This window comes from Olleya sp. Hel_I_94 (assembly GCF_007827365.1).
Lineage (GTDB): Bacteria > Bacteroidota > Bacteroidia > Flavobacteriales > Flavobacteriaceae > Olleya.
The window spans coordinates 814,400-835,336 of the sequence record NZ_VISI01000002.1; the positions used below are offsets into that span (position 1 = coordinate 814,400).

Sequence of the window (20,937 nt, forward strand, 5' to 3'; positions counted from 1 at the left end):
TTAGTTGTAAATTCTAATTATTTCGCCATTTCCCTTTCCATTTACGCTTCTAACATAGCCATTTATAACTTTATGCATAGGGATTGGATTGTGTCCAGGAAAATAGTCTTTGTATTTTTTATAAGCATCTTCTACCATTCCTGAAGAAACGACATTTACTCTAATTCCGTTTTCAATTTCTAGAGCTACTGCTTGTACAAAACTATGAATACCACCATTTACCATAGCAGCACTTGTTGTCTTAACAACAGGATCGTCTGCTAAAATACCAGTGGATAAAGTTATTGATCCTTTAGGGTTTAAATACTGTTGTCCAATACGCACCAGATTAACTTGTCCCATTAATTTACTTTTTAATCCAATATAATAATCGTCTTCAGTAAGATTATTAAAATCGTCCCATTTTGCCTCTCCTGCAATACAAATAATAGCATCTAATTTTCCAATTTGTTCAAACATAGCTTTTATTGACTTGCTATCTGAAATATCAACAGTTACATCGCTATTGCTACGTCCAGCGATTATTATTTGGTTGTTTTCTTTAAAATGCGCAACAACAGTTTTTCCTATTGTACCGTTTCCTCCTATTATTAAAATTTTCATAGTTAGTTTTTTAAGTTAAACATTGATTTTTCTTATAATTATCTTTGTTACTTCTTGACTTGTAAATGGTTAAATATAAACGGAAAGTCTTACTGGTACTTGAGCGTAATCCCTAATTAGCAGAATGCTAAACAAGGTGTTTTGATTTATTAATTTTAATTAGGTAACTGTTAATTACTATTTGTGTAATTAAAGCGCCACAGAAAATACCTAGATATCCAAATAGTTTAATATGAGTCAAATTTTTCAAAACAGTTCCAAAATATAAACCAGCTAAAATACCTAAGATTAAAATGACTAGATATTTTAGTAATTTAATTCTTCCTAATTTTACTAATTCATTATTCTTTTTTTCAAAAGATTCATTATTAATAATATACTGTTTTAAATTTTCTATATATTTTTCAAAAATTGATGAAAAAGCTATTGGTGAAATAACTCCAAAACCATAGGTTTTAACTGTATGATGGATAACAATTTTATGATTATCAACACTTTTAACTCTAATATTAGATTCCCAATTTAGAACATTTAGTTTCCAGCCATCAAAAATTGACCATTTTTTCTCAAAAACAAGATCGGTTTCATCCTTTATAATTTTAAGATTATTGTTTTCAAAATAGTTAATAAGCTTGTCCTTTGTGACTGTATTATAATTTATTTGAAATTCAAAACTATTATGATATTCTGTCATGAAATCAGATAATTAGACTCTTTTACTATGATTAATTAAGGATAAATTTAAACATTAATTTTATACGCTGTTGTCGTTCGTTTTTTTATCCAATTCCTAAATTCTAAATTAACCTTTAATTCTTGAATTCCGTGAATTTTATTTTCAAAAATAAAAGTAGGATGATATTCGATTTTGTGTTTTTTTAATATGTCATCAATTTTTAATTTCTCGAATTTTGCTTTAGTTTCTTGTTTTTTAAACGCTTTAAGTTTAGAGTACGCCATTCCTAAAAAAGTAAAACCCATTCCAATAATTCCAAGTTTTACTGACCATATAAACACGCTATGTATTGTCCATTCATAAAAATAATATCCTCCAATTATTAATAAAAATCCACTAATACTAGTCCAAAATATAGTGAGATGAATTGATTTTTTATTTTTACTTAATATTACTAACTCTAGATTTGTACTTTCTAATTTTTCTAGAAATTTTTCATCCAATTTAATTTTGGAGCAAGTATTTATAACGTTTGGCTTTTTTTTGGTCAAATTACAAGTCAAACCGTTTTCAAAACTTGTTCTTTCGTTTTGACATAAAGCACAATCATTGAATATACAAAGTTTAGACATTAGTTCTTTAATTTATTTCTATTGGTTTAACTTCCATAACTTTAATCCACTCTGTCACTTCTAAAGGTTTCCAATGTTTATTGGTGTATACTTTATAGATATAATCGTACAAGGCTTTAGTTAAAAATATTAGTCGACCATCATTTGCGCCAGAAGCTAAATAAACCCTTTCGTTAATGCCTTGTTTTTCTGCTTCTTGGTTTATTATTTGAGCAAATCTCATCACTGATTCTCCCCAACCATAATTTTTAAAGTTTTTAAAAATTACATATTTAGTTCCGTTTATTGTTATCCTATGATTTAACCATTTATTTTTATCATCCCATTCTTCGATATGGTCCGTTATATTTATTGTCAACCCAATTTTATTAAAAGTTGGTTTAACTTGTTCTAATAGCTCTGTAAATCCTCCAAGTTCAAACACGGTTTCGCCATCACACCAATAATATCTATAATCAAGAGGAACACCAGTTTGATCATCCCAAATCGACACCAACTCGTTTGTTGGATCATAATTTTTAATTAGTTGATTTTTTAAACTATCAATATTTTTTTTGTCAGTGTATTTATAATAACCCAACTCCTCAATTTTTGTCACAAATTGAGTTGCTGATACCTCCTGATTTGATTTTAGTTTTGCTTTGGTTTTTACATTATAGGCACCAAAAAGCCCCAATCCTATTAACAGTCCAATTATAATTCCTAATTTATTCATTCAGTTAAATGTTTGCTAGCGTGTTAATAGATTGCTTGTTGTTTGACATGTATTATAAAATTTTACAAGAAAATTGAATAAAAGTTACGACATAGTAAGTTAGCACTAATTTATGGGTGATTTAATAGCATATTTATACACTAAAACTAACAAAAAAATTACAGATAGAATATTTGTGAAGATTTAAATAAGTACTCTTAAACTAAAAAAATAATTTTACACGAAGTGAATCATGAATTTTTTATTCAACTTTCCTATACACATCTGTTCCGCAGTCAATACAAAATCCTTTACCCTTTGTTAAAGTTAATAGTCCATTTTGTTTGACTTGTATTGAATACAGTTTATTACATTCAAATTCAATATAATAATTTCCCCAACCTTGTCTGATAAGCTCAAATTTATCATTTGAAACTAATTTACCATTATTGAAAATTTTTAGTGTTTTATCTTTTTGAAATAGTATCTGTTCATCCTTACTTCCTTTAAAGGGTTGTAAGAGATTTGTCATAGTTTCCCATTGCCATTTTCCAACTATTTGACTGATGTTTAATTGTTGTTTTTGATAATTTATCCCTCTAATTCTATCTATTGCGTACATTGAATAAAAGGACTCTTTATTCTGTTTAGCAAACGTTAAGTATTTTTCTATTAAAATTGAATCTTTTGTTTTTAATTCATTGTTTTTTAAATAAGATACATACTCTGAAAAGTTTTTCTTCCTTAAAGAGTCTAACGAAAAATCTTCTGAAATTAATTTCTCGAATTGTATCGTTGGTAAATTTCCTAAAGAATCAATTTTTGATTTTAAAATAGATATTTCATCATTTAATTTTAAGTTTTCATCCCTTAATTTAGCTTCATTGTTATTACAGGATTGTAAAGTCAAAATAACCAATAAAAGTAAAATTATTATTCTCATAGACCTCTATTTCTCTTGCTTTTAGTATGCACTATTGTGGATTATTTATTTACTTAAAAGTTCTTCTATTCTAAAAATTACCATTCGCTTAATTAAGTCTTTAGGTAAAGGCTTGTTTAACGGAAACGACTGTCCCCTTACCTACTACTAAATCTTTTAACTGGTCTGCAAAGTGGTCTACTGTTGCTTGATAAGAATAAAACCTTATATGTTTAGCATAAGCTATTATCATGATTTACTGCTGTGGTTTCACTTTTGGAATAAGGGTAAAAGCAGGCACTTTATAGTTAGTAATTTCCACTGTTTCTGGAACAGCTTCCTTTATTAAAGATTAGACCTGTATTATTTTTATACCTTAATGTAATCGTATTTTTCTACTCTTGTACTTCTGTATAGCCTGGTAGTCCGTGTAAACATTTTATAATTTGATTTCCTCCAGGTTCGCCAGCGTGATAATGGTATCCTCTTTCATCATCAAAATGTCCACCACATTCGTCTAAATTGGTAGGTTTATTTCCATTTTTGTCTAACAATCCATAAATTCCAAATCCATCAATCGCATAACCAATAATTGGCGCATGTGCATTGGTTTGAGCGATTTCTTTTGTCGAACCTGTTACTGCGTGATAATGGTATCCTCCATGTGGATTTACGTGTCCTCCATGATCGTCTAAAGGTGCAATTGTATGAGCTGCCAATATAGCGTGCGTTGGTGCTGGTGGATCATATTTAACTCCGTTAAAAGCAACTCCAATTCCGCCTCTTCCAAAACTTTGAGTGGTTTTTAGATATACAGGTTTTACAGGAAGTATAAAAGTGGTTACTTGATCTTTAAAATATTCTGGTAAACATTCCACACAATAATTATGGTAGGCTTCCTCAACTTCTGGTTTAGCAGCAGCCAAACAACCTTCTTCTGTGTCTGTAACCCTGATTGTTCCATCTTCTCTGTACAGCTGCCATTTATCGTCACTATAAAACTCATCAAGTTTGGCTATAAAATGACCTGAAACATCATATACTTTATCATCTTTAAACCAGATTCCTGCTTTTTCCATGCCATCCTCGATATGTGTTGGACACCAAGGACCCATTTTATGTTCTGTTGCTTGCGAATTTGTTTTAATAACGTAACACAAGGTTTCAACTCCATTTAATTCGATCATTTGTTGTTGGATTCCGTCAATAATATTTTCTGAAATAAAGTAATCTGTATTTACAGGCATTACCTTCACAGAAGTATCAATCTGGTTTGATAAATCCTTGTTTTCATTTGATTGTCGTGGTGGTCTACCCTCTTGATTTTTTTCTGCTTTATTAAGTTCGTCTAAAGTCAAAAAACCATCATTATTACTGTCTATATTTTTAAAATCATTGGCAATTGGTCCATTAACCTCACTCTCGGATAATTTACCATCGTTATTACTGTCTAATTCTGATATTAATTCTGCCGAAGACGGTCTTTGTCCATTAGGTTCTTGTTGCTCTTTTTTTTCTTGATTTGATTTACATGAAATTAAGAATACTAAAACCAGTAGAAATGATAAAGTCTGTTTCATTTATTTATTATTTAGGTTGTTTTATATTTTTTATAGTTATTCGTTTAAGGTAATTAATAAATTAGCGTAAAATATACTATCTATTCAAAATCTCACTGTAAAAAGCTAATAAATATCCCTTTGGTTATTGTCAAGTTTAACTTTATAAAGGCGTCAATCAAATATTTTAAGCTGGATGGTCTGTATTTAATCTTTTTACTAAACCGTCTGCCCAATCTTTAATTCTGGGTCCAAAGCATTCTAAAATAGCATCAACACCAACAACGCTTCCTTTTGCTAGCCTACCTAAAACTGCTAGATTAAGTGTTTGTTTTTTATTTTTAGAGACTACTAATCCATTTTGTTTTGTGTCTACACCAAGTTTACTGTGTATGGCTTGTATTAAATTATCATTTAATAAATTGGTTACAATTGGCGAAATTACTTTTTCGATTTTTGGACTGTCTAAAACAGCGTTAATCATGGTGTCTACTGTAATTTCTTGGTTATGTTTTTGTAACTGCCAGCCATTATCTGTTAAATTAATTTCTGGATTGTTGACAAAATTTAAATCTAATGTACCTTGATAAGTTAAAGCTAATATCTGTTGTAAACTTTCAATAGGTGGTCCAAAAGCGTACCGTTTTATACGCTCATCAAGCGCGATAACTTTGTTTATTACATCCTCTTGTAAAGCTGAGTGAGACATCATTGCGTATAATGTTGGCTGGCAATGACGCCAAACTTGACCTAAGCAATAATCTAAACTTATTGGCTGTTTTGCAGTAGCCATATCTACATAAGCTTGAATAATAACTTCTGGTGCATTATCTTGAGATAGTAATAGCTCGTGTTTAAAATTTTCGTCTTTTAGATAGGCTTCTGTTATTGTTTTTAATGCTGTAACAGAAAAATTATGTTGGTAAGCGTGATTTCCTAATTTTAAGTATTGATTGGCAACTATAGTCGCCATAGCTTTAATTAAAAAGGTGTTGCCATTATTGTAATTTACATCCTCTTTAATTTGTAATAATTCTGACTTAAAACTTAAAATTTTAGCATCACTTGGTGTAAATAACGCATCAATTTTAGAGTTTAAAGGTTTACAAGCCATAGGTAAACCATCCAATGAAAAAGGTATAAGTTTTAAAGTGCTTTTTCCTGGATGATAATTCATTTTGTGTGTGTTGGTATCAATAACTTCAAAACAACCACCATTTGCTTTAGTTATAGCCCTAATAACATCTATGGTAGCTAGTCCAAAACCTCTAAGTCCAACTGTATGAGCTATGTTTTTATAATCTATAGATAGTAAGTGTTTTATAGGATACGCTTTTAAAAACAAATTAACTGTGTTATTATTTTGAGCATAATTTATCCAATCTTTTAATTGTTTGGATGTTTTGGTTTCCTGATGTCCAATAGTCAGTACTACCTCATCTGCATTATAATTGTTACCATTGTCAACAGTAATTGTAAAGGATTGATTGTTGTTTTTTACTTCTGTAACTTCAGAATTAAAAACGGTCAGTACATCAAGTTTTTGTAACGTTTGAGCAATACTAGTGTAGCGAGCTTTTAAATACTTACCAACCTCAGAACGTTTAGGAAACACTTCATGTTTATTACTATAAATAGCATCTTGGCTTTTACCTGTCCAATCATGGTAAGACATAAAGCCCTCAATTTTAGCGTTTTCAATTTGTATTACAGGTCTTTTAGCGATAGTTAAAGCGCGTTCCGAAATATTTAACCAGTTAGTATCTGGTTGATCTAAATTATAAATAGAACCACAACCTAGTTGAGCGGATTTCTCAAAAACAACAATTTTTGGAAGTGTTTTTAAATTAGTATTTGATAATGCAATCATTATATTTTCTAATGCTGAAAGACCTCTTGGTCCACATCCAATGATAGCAATTGTTGTAGTTTTTGGTGTACTCATTTATAATTTTAAAATTGAAAAGGCACTAATGAATTGTAAGATACTTAAAGAATAATTTTATTCAAAATACAATTGTTATTTAATTATAAGATACTCCTTCAGACTCATTTTTAAAATTGAAATATTAACCTAAATTGTGATTATACAACTAACAAACACTTAAAGGTATTAGTAGCTAGTCTATAGTTACAAAAATTAAAAATGGTGTTAGCCATAGTCTTTATAGCTTTTCAAATTGGATTCCCATTAATGTAAAACTGGTAATTTCGTTTTTTTCATTTCTTTCAAATGCTATTGGACTAATAGATATTTCCAATAGGTTTTTAGAAATTGATGTCAATTCTGTTTTGTATGCTCCATTTTTATAATATAAATATAACGACCCATTATCTAAACAAATTTTTTTTGCTATTTGAAAGTCTGTATTGTAGTATTCTCCTTCAAATTGACTTAATTCTTTTTCAGAATGCGCATAAGGCTTAAATTGGTTAAATACCCAAGGCTTGTCATTATTAAATTCATTATAAGTAAAATAGGTATTTCTCTTTTCTAAATTAAACTTAACAAGCGCTTTACTGTTACCCATTAAAAATATAAATTCATTATTACCAATAGGTTTTAGCTCTGCAATTTTATCTCCATCTAATGTATATGCTATAAGTTTATCGTTTTTTACTTGAATTGAATTTGCTTTCTTATCGTCATCATTATAGTAATATAAATAGTGTCCTTCATATTGCTTTAATTGTTTATTTGAAAGTGTTATAAAATTATATGTTTCGTCTAAAGTTTCGTTTTTAAGATTTGGAGTTACATATAAGTCTACAAAATCAAAAAAAGTATCTCTAAACTCGTCTTCAAATTTATTTTGAGTAGTAAAAAATGCGATTTCTAAGGTTGGAAAATAAAGATATTTAGAGACAAAGCCACCAGCACTCATTCCATCAAATCCAACAGCTTCATGTCCATTATAGGTTTCAAACTCTACACCTAAACCAAAATTTATTTTTTTTCCATTATTTAATGTGGCTTTTGTGTGCATTTTTTTCCATAATTCTGGCGAACCAATTGTAGCATTTCTTAAATTAAGGTGCCATTTGTGCATATCATCAGGGTTTGTTAAAATCTGTCCATCTCCAACAAATTTTACAGCATGAAAATGTGTTTTATAATACTGACCATCGTCTTCTATATACCCAATTGCTCTATTTTTTATGGACTTATAAATATTGTCCTTAATAGATGTATTATCCATATTAAGTGGATTGAAAATGTTTTTTTGTAGATAATTACTATACGTTTCGCCAGAAGCTTTTTCTATAATAGATGCTAGTAGTATATAATTGGCATTGGAATAATAAAAATACTCTCCAGGTTTAAAACGAAGGTCACTAACTTTAGTAATAATGTTAATCATTTGCTGCTGATCAATATAGTCGTTAAACCACAAATCAATAACTCCAAAATAAGGATCAGCTTCTTTAATTCCACTAGTTTGGTTTAGTAATTGTTCTATGGTAGGATTTCCCTTTTTATAACGCGGAAGTTTATCTATATACTTATACGCTGGCTCTTTTATATTTAATTTACCTTCTTCCTCAAGTAATAAAATAGCTGCTGCTGTAAATTGCTTAGAAATAGAAGCTATATCAAAAACCGTTTTGCTGGAAATAGGAATATTGTAATCTAAATTTGTTGTTCCATATTGTTTTTGAAACAAAATTTGGTCCTTTTTAAAGACTGCAATCGAAAATCCAGGTTCATTTGCTTCTACTTTATATAATTTATCAATTTTGGTTTCTAAATTTTGAGCGCAACCTATTTTTGGAATTATACAAAAAACTATTAAAATTACTAAATATTTACTTTGATTCATTTGTGATTGTTTCTTTTAAAGATAGATGTTTTATCAAAATGTTACAGTCTCTCTTTTATTACAACAGATGTAATTGTTTAGTTAGGTTGCATATTTTGAGTTAGTTATTTAGCAAATAATTACGAAAAAAAATCCGTTCCTTTTGTTGTTGTTAGGATTAAACTGATAGTAGATTATATATTGGTGTTACCATACGTTTTTATTTAATCAGTCCAAACAATGTGTTTTCATCGACGTCAAGAATCTTTAAAATTCCTTTTTCTTTTGAATAGTAAAGCGTTTTAGGATAATTTCTAAGAATATATACATTTGAATAATCAACACCTTCTACACTAGTAGTGTCAATAAATTCATTTTGGAAATAATAAAAATCATCTCCAAAACAATCATAAAAATAAGCTGTAAATTCAAAACCATTATCTCTAACACTTTTTACAATAATCTCTCCTTTATATCAATTTGAATTATCAATAAATGAAATTCTTCCAACTTCTATAAAATCATCTGAAGAAGAGCCAAATATAAATGATGATTCATTAGGACCATCAGCAATATATTCTATAGTTTTTGAGTTAACAGAAAATGAAATAATTTCATTAGTTTCTATGTTTTTCAATTGAAAAATTCCGCCTATTTCATAAGTTAGTAATGCTTTACCTTCTTGACTTAAATCATAATATTGGTCTTCAACTTTGCAAGAGGTGTAAAGTTAACCAATAAATCACAGATAAAACATCCACAAGGATTTTTGTAGTTAGGCCAGAACCAGCAATACATTATATACGGTTTTGTACATCGTTATTTTTGATATTCGATTTTTCTTTCCCATACCAAACCTAACTCTCCATTTGTGTAGCTTTTTTTAGTTATCCAATGTCCTTGCTTGTCGTAATGGTATTCCCAATTATTCCACTGTTTTTGTTTTCCATCTTTATCGTACCAATGTTGTGTTAAGATATTGTTTTGCTTATCATAAGTAGAAATAAATTTTGTATAATCACCATTAGCTTTAAACAATTCGGAAATCACTTCATTTCCATTTGAATCATAAATGTATGTTTGAGTTTCGTTGCTTCCATATGAATCGTAATGTATTTTTTGTATCATTTCATTATTAGAATTATATTCAAATTCAGTTGTAGAAACTTTATCCGATTTAGGGACGCCTCCAATTTTTGATATTACATTTCCGTTTTTATCATATTCGTTTTTTTGGATGTAAAATAATTTATCTTTGCTGTTATAATTTTTTAATTCTATTTCATTTCCGTTATCGTCAATTGAAATAATATAATATTGTTTCAAGTTTCCTTTTACATCACAAATTGTTTTTTTTATTTGTTTTTCACTTTCGTTTTTTTGAATTTTGAAAACCCTATAAATATTCCCTTTGCCATCGTATTGACCGTATTCAATTATCTTTTCATTGTCATCATACATTTCATACTTTACAAGATGGTCGTCTTTAAATGCAGAATCTCGTGGCATTTCTGAAAATCTATTTGTGCTGTATTTTGCCTGAATGGTTTTCCTTATTTTTAAACTATCTTCCGCACTTTGAGCACGAATAATAAAAGTTGAACTAATTAATGCTAATGTCAATAAAAATATGTTTTTCGTTTTCATTTTTTAATGTTATATCACTTGATTGTGTGTGGCTTTTTTCGTGGTTTAAGGCTCTAATTTAGCCAATAAATCAGAAATAGAAAATCCGTAGGAATATTCGTAAGTAGGCTGGAAATAGCAATTAACTATGTACGTTGTTGCCAATAGTTATTTTACTCTTTTATAAATTGTGTAAACACTATCAGTTCCAAGTTGAATTCGGTTTTTGTTTATAGATTTAATTTTTATTTCAGTCGGTTGTAAATAATAGAACCCATTTTCCTCTTTAAATATTAAGTTATTCGATTTCAATACGTTCAATAATTCTTTATTAGAATCAGTATTTTTTTTCTCCAAAATATGATTTAGTACTAAATTGTTATCTGCTATTTCCCACTCGCCATATTCTTTATAGTCAGCTGTATAATAATCAATATAATCTCCATTAACTTTGAATGTTCTGTCAGGATAACCTGTTCCGTTTTCTGTTTTTATCTGTTTAAAATTACATCGCGTTATTTCTTTATCTTCTTTTAGAGTCCTTAAATTAACAGTTTTTTTGACTCTCCAAGTTCCAATTATAACGTCTGAATAATTGAAATTATAAACTCCAAAATGAAAGATTAATATGATTGAAAGTATGTTTTTCATAATTATTGGCAACGTCTCTTGTATGGTGCGTATGCATCCCATAGGGTGCATATGCATTATACAAATTGTTATAGTGCGTTTTCTTTTAGGTTATTATAAAATTCATTTCTATCTGCATTATCAGGTAATCCAGCGACTTGTCCATCTCCGAGTTCCATAATAATCCAGTCTCCATTTTTCTTTTTAGCAACATCCATAGTAAATAATTTACTATCAATATTTTGTGCTATTTCTATAAAATCGTCAAGTTCAGGTTTCACTTCTCCATATTCTCCTTCATCCCAATAATTAAACACTTTTACTATTCTCTTATTCGCAAAAAAGATTCGAAACTCTTTAGTTAAAGGCATTCCACTTTTCGAGTGTTCGGTCAGAAATTCAAGTTCTTCAAATTGTCGAAATACTAGTCCTTCGTTTAATGAATTACCTCTTAATTCAAGGAACTTATCCACTACAGATTTTACTTTTTCAGAATCAGATGCATTTGGAATAAAGCAAGCCTCATCCCAATTATGTTTCTCAGATTTCACGAAGTCTTTTACTATTATTGGACTCTCTCCAAAGTTGCTTACCAATTCTATTATAGTATCAGTATTCAATTCCGTAGTCCAATTTGATTTTGGAGTTTTAGACTTTATTTTTTCGTATGAATCGGGTAAATAATGACAATGCTGATATTCAGCAGGAGAGTTTATCAACTCAATGTTCTTTTTTAAAAGTCCGTCATATAAATTTCGGTATTGATTTGGAGTAAGCATCCAGCCTCGATAAATTCCCAATTCTTTATTTTCAGGTTCTTTTATAAACCTTAAAGCTGTTGCGATATTTCCATCCGTCAATTCTTCAAAGCTGATTAATGAAAAGTTAAATCCACAATTAACCGCAGATTTTTTTTCTTCTTCATAATCAGGTTCGATTATCTTATTATCCAATACACTATCACAATATATTATTCTCATTATTAAGTTTTTATCCAATGCACTACAACGTTGTTGTATATGGTTTGATGCGTGGTTAAGCATCTAATTTAGCAAATAAAAACCAAATAGAAAATCCGCGAGGATTTTCGTAATTAGGCTAGAACTAGCCATTAATTATAAGCTTTGTTGTATAGGGTTTGTTGCGTGTTTAAGCAACTAAGTTAGCAAATAATTACTGATCAGGAAAGTCCGCGAGGACTTTCGTAAGAAGTGAAGAAGCCAGCAATAAATTATATACGTTGTAGCCACACGTTTTTAATGCAGAAATTATTATTCTTCAATTTTTTTATGAATCATTTAAAGAATAGTGGAAATACTAGATAGTATCAAACTCTGGTAAAACAATTGCTTCAATTTTTGCAATAGCCTCACTTACGGGAGTTTCAGACTTTCTAAGGTTTATTGCCATATGGTTGACTCCTACATTTTCATAGGACTTCAAGTATTCGGTAAGATGGTTGATGCCTACCGTACCTCCAAAACGCTGTGGTTTAAAAGCAGCATTATCATTTGGATCTAAGTTTAAATGTATAGCAGAGATATAAGGTTTTGCTGCTTGGTCTTCATCATATAAAGCATTACACCAGTATTTTCTGTTCTTTAAAGTTTCGGAAACAGGTCTTGGGTAATTAAACCAAGCTTGTGCGTTTTTGGCAATCCAATTAATACTTTGTCCGGAATGACCAGCTACTACAAGTGGAATGTCTTTTTTCGGTTTAGGATACACTTCTATTCCACTAGTTAAAAAATCGTACTTAGATTTTAAATTGCTATTTGTTTTCCAAGCTTCTTTGATGATATCAAGATTTTGTCTAAAGATTTCAGGTCTTTTGCTATAGTTAATATTATACATTGGGAACTCCACTGGTCTGTCTCCTAAACCCAAGCCTAACAAAAGTCTGCCATCACTTAAATTTTCAATGGTAGCAGCAGCTTTCGCTAATTTTATAGGTTGTTGTAATGGCAATACTATGGCAGCTGTACCCAACAAAATGTTTTTGGTAGCTGCAGATAAATAGCCTAAATATGGAAGCGTATCAAACAATTGAGCTCCATCACCAAAATTAGGGTCATATATAGGAACATCTCGCATCCATAAAGCAGCAAAACCTGCTTCATCAATTTGTTGTGCTAATGCTAAATGGTTAGAAATATCGGGTACTCCAAAAGGTCTATTGTCTTCCAAACGTTTGCGGTTTCCTTCTGTTGACCAATCGTTATCTAAAGGAAACTCTATACCAAGTGTCATTTTACCTGGTTTGTATAGTTTATCAAATGGATTCATAATGTGTTTTTTATTAAATTCATCAGGTATCCGCTAAGACACCTGATGAATAATATGATTAAGTATTCCAGATACTATCTGCGGTGTATGGTCCGTTGTCAACTTCCCAAAATTTACCATCTATAAAACGGTGTGCTTTGTCTAAATCTTTCAACAACGCCATATCTTCTTCGGTAAGCGTATGGTTTAACGTCTCTAAATTTTGAAGCAATCTCGCTTCATTAATAGATTTAGGAATTACTGCAATGCCTCGTTGCATCGTATATGCCAATGCGACTTGTGCAGGCGACATATGTCTTACGTTGGCAATGTTTTTTATTGTGCCATTTTCCAACAAACGTAGTTTGGAATTTTCATCTACAAGCGAACCTAATGGTGCATATGCTGTTATATGCATATCAAAATGCGAGCATAATGCTTTTAATTCTTTCTGCTGTAAAAACGGATGCATTTCTACTTGATTCATCTCTGGTTGATGCACTGCAGTCGCTAGTATTTCTTTAAGCTGATTTTCATTGAAATTACTCACGCCAATATGTTTTGCAAGTCCTTGCTCTAAAGCAGCTTCCATCCCTTTCCAAGTATTAGTTAATGGCACTTCTGATAATGGAATAAAATCAGATGCTTTTTCTGGCATTTCGGTTCCTTTTTTTAAAACTACTGGCCAGTGGATAAGATACAGGTCTAGATAATCTAGTTGTAAATCTTCTAAAGTTTGATGCAGCGCAGGAATCACATTCTCTTCACCGTGAGAAGCATTCCATAATTTGGAAGTCACCCATAAATCTTCACGCGTAACCAAACCTTGTTTAATTGCTTCAGCAATGGCATTACCTACTTCTTTTTCGTTTCCGTAAGCTGCAGCACAATCTATATGTCTATATCCTATTTTAATAGCCGAAAGTACAGCATTGTACACTTCATTTGGTTCAGAACGAAACGTTCCTAAACCTAAAATTGGCATTTCGTCGTTATTTCTAAATTTTAATGCAGTCATTATTTATATTTTTTCTTTTTTAAATAAAACTAGGGTCAACAAGAATCCCACAATTACTAGAATACCACCTACCCAAGGGGTCGCTTCAATACCTAAGCTCGATTCTACAACCATTCCGCCTACATAAGCGCCAATAGCAATACCAACGTTAAAAGCTGCAATGTTTAAGGCTGATGCTACATCTTCGGTTCCTGGTAAGTATTTTTCAGCCATCTTCACCACGTATAATTGTAATGCTGGTACGTTTGAAAACGCTAATATTCCCATAAAAAACAAGGTTACGATGGCAAAAATCTGACTAGAAGCGGTGAAGTATAACACAAACAATACGATGGCTTGTAAAGCAAACATTACTAATAATGCTTTTCCTGGTTTGTTGTTAGAGACTTTACCACCAATGATATTCCCAATCGCGATGGCAATACCATAAATTAAAAGGAATACACTAGTCATATTTGAAGAGAAACCAGTCACTTCTTCTAACAGCGGAGTTAAGTAGGTAAAAGTGACAAACGTACCACCATAACCAAATGCGGTAATGGCTAATACCAATAAAATAGACGGATTCTTAATTACTTTTAATTGGTCTATAAGTCGTAATGGAGCCGATTGTTTGATGTTTTTAGGAACCAAAGCCAAACTAGCTATTGCACCTACTAATCCTAAAAGGGCAACACCAATAAAAGTAGCTCTCCATCCAAAATTCTGACCAATGTATGTTCCTAAAGGTACACCAGTTACAATGGCTACCGTTAGACCTGCAAACATTATAGAAATGGCTGTTGCTCTTTTATCTTTTGGCACCAAACTAGCTGCAATGGTAGACCCGATAGAAAAGAATACACCGTGTGCAAAACCTGTTACAACTCTTGATAAAAGCAACAACTCAAAACTTGGTGAAATAGCTGCTAAACCGTTACCAATGATGAAAAGCAACATAATACCCATTAGTAATTGTTTCCTTGGAATTTTACCTGTTAAGGCAGTTAAAATGGGTGCACCAATAGCAACACCAATGGCGTACAGACTTACTAGTAATCCTGCTGATGTTAATGATGTACCTAGGTCGTTTGCAACGGTAGATAATAAACCTACAATTACAAATTCCGTTGTTCCTATGGCAAATGTACTTATGGTCAATGCCCATAATGCTGCTGGTAGACTCTTCTTTTTGGCTACCGTAGTATCTCTATGTATTGTTGATGTTTCCATAATTTCTAATTATTTTTTGTTATTGTTATTTAATGGCAACAGGGTTTATTTGTACTTGCGTAGAGCCTTCATATAAAGGATGACCTAATACAAAAAGGAATTCCCAAGCTTTATCCTCAACCAACTCATCTACAAGAATGTTTTCTAATACCTGAACACCATATTCAGTTGCCATCATTTGATTTACAGGGAAAGAAAGTGCGCTATTTTCGTGTGGCACTGCTTCAAAAGACCAGTTGTCTGCACCTGCTGCAACAATTCCTTTTTTACCTAAATAATGCGCAGCTTCAGTACCAATTCCAGGTCCACCAGCTAGGTAACGTTTATCGTCTTTCCCCATTAATTTGGTCCATCCTGTATAAAATAAAACCACATCACCTTTACGGATTTCAATCCCTTGTTTTTTGGCTACTTTTTCAATGTCTTCTACTGTAAAAACAGTACCTTCTTTTACAATATCTTGATTGTAGTATGAGCGCATATCTAAAACAATACCTCTAGTTACAATTGGAGGTAATTTTTCTAGCCCTAATTTTTTCACACCAGATACGGTTAAAAAATCTTCTACTTTATGACCGTTATAATGCACATTGTCTCTACCATAATGTGCCAATCCGTTTATTTGAGACCCAACACCTGTCCAACCAATTAATTGGTCATCTACGTAGGTGAATTTATTAGAACCTGCAGCAGCAGTTTCTGGTTGTAACGTTTCAATGTGAAAGTATCTATGACGGAAAGCTGCGGTTTCTGCATTTACCACCATTCCTAAGCGGTATACTTTTCCTTTCTTCACCAATTTTACGGCATCTAAAACCGTTTCTTCATTCAAAAGGTTAAGTGCACCAATTTCATCGTCTGCACCATAAGGTGACGTTGGTACTTTTTGTGCGTTTGTAGTTAAAGCAGTAAAAAGTGTAGCTGCTAAGGCAATTGTTTTTAATGTATTTACTATTGTTTTCATTTTAATATGTTTTTAAATTTCTTATACAAATTTCCGATGAATGCAAGAGGTGTGCGAGGATGTACATCACCATTTTAAAGTGATGTATATCACATATAATTATGTTCATACATCACTTTACTTTTAATTTTATTTAATCTTGAAGCTTCATTTTTAAAACCAAGTAAGGTGGTTTACTAGCATCTTTTCCTTCATTTAACAAAGGCAGATTATGAAGCTGATTAGCTACGATATACAAGTAGTTTCCGTGTATGGCAACACCATCGGGCCAAGACAGGTCTTTTTTAGACTGTGCAATGGTTTTCATTCCAGCAGGCGTACTTTCTACAATGGCTGAATTTTCAACATCGGTGACATACACTTTACCGTTTGCACCCACTTTAAATCCGTCAGATTTTGGTTTGTTGGCATAAAACTCGATGTACTTATTAAGGTCGCTATCTTGCTTACTTTCATCCGCTAATACGGCAGACGGAATGCGATAAATTTTGGTATTTCCCATTGCGCCATAGTAGATGTAATTGTTTTCGTCATCTATAGAAATTGGGTTTAAAGGATATCTTGGCTGAATGGTAGTACCATCTTTTCTTTTGTGGGATACTAATCTACCGTGAATTTTCACTGGCTCATCAGCAGGCAAAAATGAAGCATTCCCTTCTAGAACTCGTCTTATATAACCTGTTTCTAAGTTTATCACTACAAAAGCAGGTGCAATTGGTGGATTTAAAGCATCGGTCATATCTGCAATTACAGCAGTATTGTTATTAACATCAATCACAAAATCTTGTAAAAAAGGTTTTGATGACAACACCGTATTCGGAATAGGAAACACCTTTGTGACGTTACCGGTAACTAAATCAAAACCAACTAATTTTGGAGCCTGATTTTGCTTTACATTACCCATATCTAATACCCAGAGGATTCCATTTGTATCGGCTTGAATTCCAATGGTTGAATTGATACCTTTTATACTTCCGTTTTTTGGTTTTACAATCCATTCTTTATCTCCAAACGGAATGGCTTCTCCATTAGGCAAAATTTCTTTCACCATATATTTTGAAGCGCTTAAGGCACTCATTGTTACAAATATTCTTCCATCGTTAGAGACTGTAATATTCCCAGGTCTTGCCTCAGGAAAAGTAGCTATGGTTTCTAATTGTGCTTGTGCTAATAGTGTAAAATTCATTACAAATGCAAACAAGGCTGTTTTTATAATTGTTATAGTTTTCATCGTAATTGTTTTTAAAATTGAATTAATTAGTTGCCTAAAAACTTTTTTTGCGTTGATGGGTCTACCCAAATAACATCGCTTGGATCTCTGGCTATTGCGTCAAAAACGAGTACGTCTAACGGACCTTCTAAAATTTTTCCGTTACCGTGCGGTGTTCCTTTAGCCCAAAACAATAAGTCGCCTGTTCCTGCAACAACAGGACCTTTATCGGCAACATAAAATTCTGCTTTGCCATTTAAAATGTAGAGGTAGGCATCAGATTTTGCGTGGTAGTGCATAGGTACTTCATCATACAACCTAAAGATTCTAACACCAGCGTGTTCGCGATCTAATAGTCTGATGTCTTTAATGATTCCGTTATGATTTTTTGGGAGTAGCGTAACATATTCATCAATATTAATAATACCGTAAGAGTTACCCATTGAAGGTCTTTTGCCTTCTTGCGCATAGGCGTTAAAACCTATGGCAATTACTGTAAATAATAGAAAAAGTGTTCTTGTAGTTTTCATAGTACATTGTATTTAATTGTTCGATACAAAATTCTATGAAAACAAAGGGGTGTGCGAGGACATACATCACGGTTTTTTTGTGATGTACATCAATTTTGAAAAGTGATTTATGTCACTCTTAACTGTTAAAACGACTCAATGTCTCTCTAGATACGCCTAAATAAGAAGCAATTAATTTTTTAGGAACGCGTTGTATTAATTTTGGAAGTTTATTTAACAGGTATTCGTACCTGCTTTCTGCGGTCATTGTGAGTAAAGAAAGGATTCTTTGCTGTAAATTTATATAACCGTTGTTAGATTTAATTCTGAAGAAGTTGGCAACTGCTGGGACTTCTAAGCAAATTTTCTCTCTATTTTCTAAAGACAAACAGAAAAACTCTGAATCTTCAAGGCAATCTACAAAAATAGAACCTGGTTCTTGGTGTTGAAAAGCACAGTGATCACTCACCCAGTAATTTTCCATTGCAAATTGAAGAATATGCTCTTTACCTTTCTCATCTATGGAATACGCTTTAACTAAGCCTTTAACAATCCAATATTCAAAATCCACAGCTTGTCCTGCTTGGATTAAGAATTGGTGTTTTTTTAAGCTTTTATATTCAAAGTGCGATTGTATAAAATTCCATTCGTCATTTGTTAATGCAAATAACTCTTCAAAATGTTGTCTTAGTAAATCAAGTTTTTCTTCCATAATGCAAATTTATTTTTTATTTCTGTTTCTGGAAAGTTTTACTAGTGGTTAAATATATTGATTGGTGTTGCTTGTCAAATGTGGATCAACAAACATATAAACTCCCAAATAATAACAGAAGCCAATTAATTAATAGTTAAGCAAAAAAATCTTTTAAGCCACTCAATATACTTTGTACTGCATATGAGGCTAATATTAATCCCATAATTTTACTAATTACGGTAATACCATACTCACCAACCTTTTCTTGCACAACATTTGCTGCTAAAAGTAATAGCGATGTAATTGCAACAACAACTAAAACTAATAAAATAGTAATGGTTTGCTGCTCTATTGTATAAACATGATTATCGGTCATTAAAACCACAGCCATTATGGCTCCTGGAGACGCTATGGAAGGTATAGCTACAGGAAAAATAGTGACGTGTTTATAATCTTTAATTAAGTGTTTTTCGGTTTCTGGTTTACCATCTCCAAAAATCATTGTCAATGCAAACAAAAATAAGATTACACCTCCAGAAATCTGAAACGCATCTAAAGTTACTTGCATACCTTCTAAAATAAATTGACCAATAACCATAAAAAACAGAAGTACAAAAAACGCAACAATACTAGCTCTGATGGCCACACGTTTTTTATATTTTTTATCAAAATTTTTGGTAGCTTCTAAATAAACAGGTACTGATCCTAATGGATCAATTACAGCAATTAAAAATAATATAGTTGTTAAAATGTCTTTCATATTTTTTACTCGATTTCAACACCTTTAGTTGTAAAAGACAAACCTTGTTGTCCTGAGGTAGAGATCATCACTGCTTCAAAATAAGGCGGTTTTGCATCTTTAGACGCTAACCAATCAAAAACAAAATTAGCACCTGTACCACCTTCTATATCTCTTTCATTAATAACAATTTCAATAGTTTGCATCGGATTTACATAAATCGTTTCGGTAAAATACACTTTAACTAAATCCCCTTTTGTATTGTAAAAATCCGCTTCTTTTATAAAAATAGTATCCTTTTTATTAATATTTCTAATACTAACAGTTGCAGTCAAATCATGGCGTTTATGCTCTGTAACACTATATATTTGGGAGTACACAGATAAATATGTTGACCCAGAAACTAACGAGTCACTAAGTGGTTTATTCCATTGCATCGCTTTCCAATTATTAGAAGCTACATAGACGTCTTCCTGTTCAGTTTCGCAACTAAAAGCGACTAACACGATAATAAAAAACAATACATATCTCATAATTTTAAATAAATTTAGTTAAATCAATCTCATTTATTGCACCATGACTGGCATGTGCCACCACTACTCCATTTTTTATCACTAATAACTGTGGACTTTGGTGCATTACCTGAAACTTATAACCAGTCTCATTAGAGACTTCTCTGTAGCTTAATAAGTCTAGATAATATAAATCTAAATTAGCATCCACGTCAAACGCAGCAACAAACTGGTTCATAACCATACTACTTATTCCACATCGTGTAGAATGCTTAAATATAACTTGTGTTTTACCAAGTGATAAACGCTCTATCTCTGATAACTGAGACACTTCGGTTAAATTTTTCCATGGTAATACTTTCTCTTCTTTTGGCGCTTTTGATCCTCCAAATAATTTTCCAAACATAATAATTTCTTTTTAGCAAATTAACGCTATAAGTTAAACAAAAATATCATTTTTATGATACATATCATAGATTATGTCGAAAGGTTTTGATTAACTTACATAGAAATAAAACGAAACCATCAACTGACTAAAAGTCAGCTAAAAACCAGGCTAAAGCGACATTTTGTCTTGCAATTGCAATTGGTAAGGTAATTGAAATATAGCACTCGTAAACAATAATAAACTTAAGGTTTTCGCTTACGCGGAAATTAAAAAACACATACTAT

Annotated in this window: 21 protein-coding genes; all 21 read right to left on the reverse strand. The window is 31.4% G+C overall.

All coding sequences use genetic code 11. The features are described 5' to 3' along the window. Window positions 1-603 carry a short chain dehydrogenase gene (locus tag JM82_RS06710; RefSeq protein WP_145001946.1) on the reverse strand — a complete coding sequence of 201 codons (603 nt, stop codon included), beginning with the start codon at window positions 601-603 and terminating at the stop codon, window positions 1-3. Between the two features lie 127 nt (window positions 604-730). Beyond that, a complete protein-coding gene (locus JM82_RS06715) occupies window positions 731-1,297 on the reverse strand; it encodes a hypothetical protein (protein WP_145001947.1) in 567 nt (188 codons plus the stop codon). A gap of 47 nt (window positions 1,298-1,344) precedes the next feature. Then, window positions 1,345-1,911 carry a hypothetical protein gene (locus JM82_RS06720; protein WP_145001948.1) on the reverse strand — a complete coding sequence of 189 codons (567 nt, stop codon included), beginning with the start codon at window positions 1,909-1,911 and terminating at the stop codon, window positions 1,345-1,347. A gap of 7 nt (window positions 1,912-1,918) precedes the next feature. Then, entirely contained in the window at window positions 1,919-2,626 is a 708-nt protein-coding gene (locus JM82_RS06725) for a hypothetical protein (RefSeq protein WP_145001949.1), read from the reverse strand. Window positions 2,627-2,867: 241 nt separating this feature from the next. After that, window positions 2,868-3,548, reverse strand: a complete 681-nt coding sequence (locus JM82_RS16365) for a hypothetical protein (protein ID WP_186439192.1) — start codon at window positions 3,546-3,548, stop codon at window positions 2,868-2,870. A 374-nt stretch (window positions 3,549-3,922) separates the two neighbouring features. Continuing rightward, the gene (locus JM82_RS16530; RefSeq protein ID WP_145001950.1) at window positions 3,923-5,107 is read right to left on the reverse strand and encodes a YHYH protein; all 1,185 of its coding nucleotides are present in this window, start codon (window positions 5,105-5,107) and stop codon (window positions 3,923-3,925) included. A 166-nt stretch (window positions 5,108-5,273) separates the two neighbouring features. After that, window positions 5,274-7,031 carry an FAD/NAD(P)-binding protein gene (locus JM82_RS06740; RefSeq protein ID WP_145001951.1) on the reverse strand — a complete coding sequence of 586 codons (1,758 nt, stop codon included), beginning with the start codon at window positions 7,029-7,031 and terminating at the stop codon, window positions 5,274-5,276. A gap of 220 nt (window positions 7,032-7,251) precedes the next feature. Beyond that, window positions 7,252-8,907 (reverse strand): serine hydrolase domain-containing protein, encoded by a 1,656-nt coding sequence (locus tag JM82_RS06745; RefSeq protein WP_145001952.1) that lies wholly within the window; start codon window positions 8,905-8,907, stop codon window positions 7,252-7,254. Window positions 8,908-9,705: 798 nt separating this feature from the next. Continuing rightward, a complete protein-coding gene (locus tag JM82_RS06750; RefSeq protein WP_145001953.1) occupies window positions 9,706-10,533 on the reverse strand; it encodes a hypothetical protein in 828 nt (275 codons plus the stop codon). Between the two features lie 147 nt (window positions 10,534-10,680). Then, on the reverse strand, window positions 10,681-11,205 hold the full coding sequence (locus JM82_RS06755; RefSeq protein ID WP_145001954.1) for a hypothetical protein: 525 nt from the start codon (window positions 11,203-11,205) through the stop codon (window positions 10,681-10,683). Between the two features lie 26 nt (window positions 11,206-11,231). Beyond that, window positions 11,232-12,122 (reverse strand): ATP-grasp domain-containing protein, encoded by an 891-nt coding sequence (locus JM82_RS06760; protein ID WP_145001955.1) that lies wholly within the window; start codon window positions 12,120-12,122, stop codon window positions 11,232-11,234. 337 nt (window positions 12,123-12,459) lie between these two features. Then, window positions 12,460-13,428: a TIGR03571 family LLM class oxidoreductase gene (locus tag JM82_RS06765; RefSeq protein WP_145001956.1), complete on the reverse strand. Its 969-nt coding sequence runs from the start codon at window positions 13,426-13,428 to the stop codon at window positions 12,460-12,462. 58 nt (window positions 13,429-13,486) lie between these two features. After that, a complete protein-coding gene (locus JM82_RS06770) occupies window positions 13,487-14,425 on the reverse strand; it encodes an aldo/keto reductase (protein ID WP_145001957.1) in 939 nt (312 codons plus the stop codon). A 3-nt stretch (window positions 14,426-14,428) separates the two neighbouring features. Continuing rightward, complete coding sequence (locus JM82_RS06775) at window positions 14,429-15,637, reverse strand: MFS transporter (protein WP_145001958.1); 1,209 nt, start codon at window positions 15,635-15,637, stop codon at window positions 14,429-14,431. 25 nt (window positions 15,638-15,662) lie between these two features. Further along, complete coding sequence (locus tag JM82_RS06780; RefSeq protein WP_145001959.1) at window positions 15,663-16,601, reverse strand: cyclase family protein; 939 nt, start codon at window positions 16,599-16,601, stop codon at window positions 15,663-15,665. 133 nt (window positions 16,602-16,734) lie between these two features. Further along, window positions 16,735-17,832 carry an L-dopachrome tautomerase-related protein gene (locus tag JM82_RS06785; protein ID WP_145001960.1) on the reverse strand — a complete coding sequence of 366 codons (1,098 nt, stop codon included), beginning with the start codon at window positions 17,830-17,832 and terminating at the stop codon, window positions 16,735-16,737. A gap of 26 nt (window positions 17,833-17,858) precedes the next feature. Further along, window positions 17,859-18,341, reverse strand: a complete 483-nt coding sequence (locus tag JM82_RS06790) for a cupin domain-containing protein (RefSeq protein ID WP_145001961.1) — start codon at window positions 18,339-18,341, stop codon at window positions 17,859-17,861. Window positions 18,342-18,459: 118 nt separating this feature from the next. After that, a complete protein-coding gene (locus JM82_RS06795) occupies window positions 18,460-19,032 on the reverse strand; it encodes a Crp/Fnr family transcriptional regulator (protein WP_145001962.1) in 573 nt (190 codons plus the stop codon). Window positions 19,033-19,168: 136 nt separating this feature from the next. After that, entirely contained in the window at window positions 19,169-19,774 is a 606-nt protein-coding gene (locus tag JM82_RS06800; protein WP_145001963.1) for a MarC family protein, read from the reverse strand. 5 nt (window positions 19,775-19,779) lie between these two features. Continuing rightward, a complete protein-coding gene (locus JM82_RS06805; RefSeq protein WP_145001964.1) occupies window positions 19,780-20,286 on the reverse strand; it encodes a DUF3124 domain-containing protein in 507 nt (168 codons plus the stop codon). A gap of 4 nt (window positions 20,287-20,290) precedes the next feature. Beyond that, entirely contained in the window at window positions 20,291-20,671 is a 381-nt protein-coding gene (gene ytxJ, locus JM82_RS06810) for a bacillithiol system redox-active protein YtxJ (RefSeq protein WP_409994622.1), read from the reverse strand. Window positions 20,672-20,937: the final 266 nt, after the last annotated feature.

Excerpts from the sequence above, each read along its gene's own strand:
- JM82_RS06775 (WP_145001958.1), bottom strand. The coding sequence starts at position 15,637 with ATGGAAACATCAACAATACATAGAGATACTACGGTAGCCAAAAAGAAG.
- ytxJ (WP_409994622.1), bottom strand. The coding sequence starts at position 20,671 with ATGTTTGGAAAATTATTTGGAGGATCAAAAGCGCCAAAAGAAGAGAAA.
- JM82_RS06745 (WP_145001952.1), bottom strand. The coding sequence starts at position 8,907 with ATGAATCAAAGTAAATATTTAGTAATTTTAATAGTTTTTTGTATAATT.
- JM82_RS06710 (WP_145001946.1), bottom strand. The coding sequence starts at position 603 with ATGAAAATTTTAATAATAGGAGGAAACGGTACAATAGGAAAAACTGTT.
- JM82_RS06760 (WP_145001955.1), bottom strand. The coding sequence starts at position 12,122 with ATGAGAATAATATATTGTGATAGTGTATTGGATAATAAGATAATCGAA.
- JM82_RS06715 (WP_145001947.1), bottom strand. The coding sequence starts at position 1,297 with ATGACAGAATATCATAATAGTTTTGAATTTCAAATAAATTATAATACA.
- JM82_RS06805 (WP_145001964.1), bottom strand. The coding sequence starts at position 20,286 with ATGAGATATGTATTGTTTTTTATTATCGTGTTAGTCGCTTTTAGTTGC.
- JM82_RS06800 (WP_145001963.1), bottom strand. The coding sequence starts at position 19,774 with ATGAAAGACATTTTAACAACTATATTATTTTTAATTGCTGTAATTGAT.
- JM82_RS06780 (WP_145001959.1), bottom strand. The coding sequence starts at position 16,601 with ATGAAAACAATAGTAAATACATTAAAAACAATTGCCTTAGCAGCTACA.
- JM82_RS06750 (WP_145001953.1), bottom strand. The coding sequence starts at position 10,533 with ATGAAAACGAAAAACATATTTTTATTGACATTAGCATTAATTAGTTCA.
- JM82_RS06720 (WP_145001948.1), bottom strand. The coding sequence starts at position 1,911 with ATGTCTAAACTTTGTATATTCAATGATTGTGCTTTATGTCAAAACGAA.
- JM82_RS06725 (WP_145001949.1), bottom strand. The coding sequence starts at position 2,626 with ATGAATAAATTAGGAATTATAATTGGACTGTTAATAGGATTGGGGCTT.
- JM82_RS06755 (WP_145001954.1), bottom strand. The coding sequence starts at position 11,205 with ATGGGATGCATACGCACCATACAAGAGACGTTGCCAATAATTATGAAA.
- JM82_RS06770 (WP_145001957.1), bottom strand. The coding sequence starts at position 14,425 with ATGACTGCATTAAAATTTAGAAATAACGACGAAATGCCAATTTTAGGT.
- JM82_RS06790 (WP_145001961.1), bottom strand. The coding sequence starts at position 18,341 with ATGAAAACTACAAGAACACTTTTTCTATTATTTACAGTAATTGCCATA.
- JM82_RS06795 (WP_145001962.1), bottom strand. The coding sequence starts at position 19,032 with ATGGAAGAAAAACTTGATTTACTAAGACAACATTTTGAAGAGTTATTT.
- JM82_RS06765 (WP_145001956.1), bottom strand. The coding sequence starts at position 13,428 with ATGAATCCATTTGATAAACTATACAAACCAGGTAAAATGACACTTGGT.
- JM82_RS16365 (WP_186439192.1), bottom strand. The coding sequence starts at position 3,548 with ATGAGAATAATAATTTTACTTTTATTGGTTATTTTGACTTTACAATCC.
- JM82_RS06740 (WP_145001951.1), bottom strand. The coding sequence starts at position 7,031 with ATGAGTACACCAAAAACTACAACAATTGCTATCATTGGATGTGGACCA.
- JM82_RS16530 (WP_145001950.1), bottom strand. The coding sequence starts at position 5,107 with ATGAAACAGACTTTATCATTTCTACTGGTTTTAGTATTCTTAATTTCA.
- JM82_RS06785 (WP_145001960.1), bottom strand. The coding sequence starts at position 17,832 with ATGAAAACTATAACAATTATAAAAACAGCCTTGTTTGCATTTGTAATG.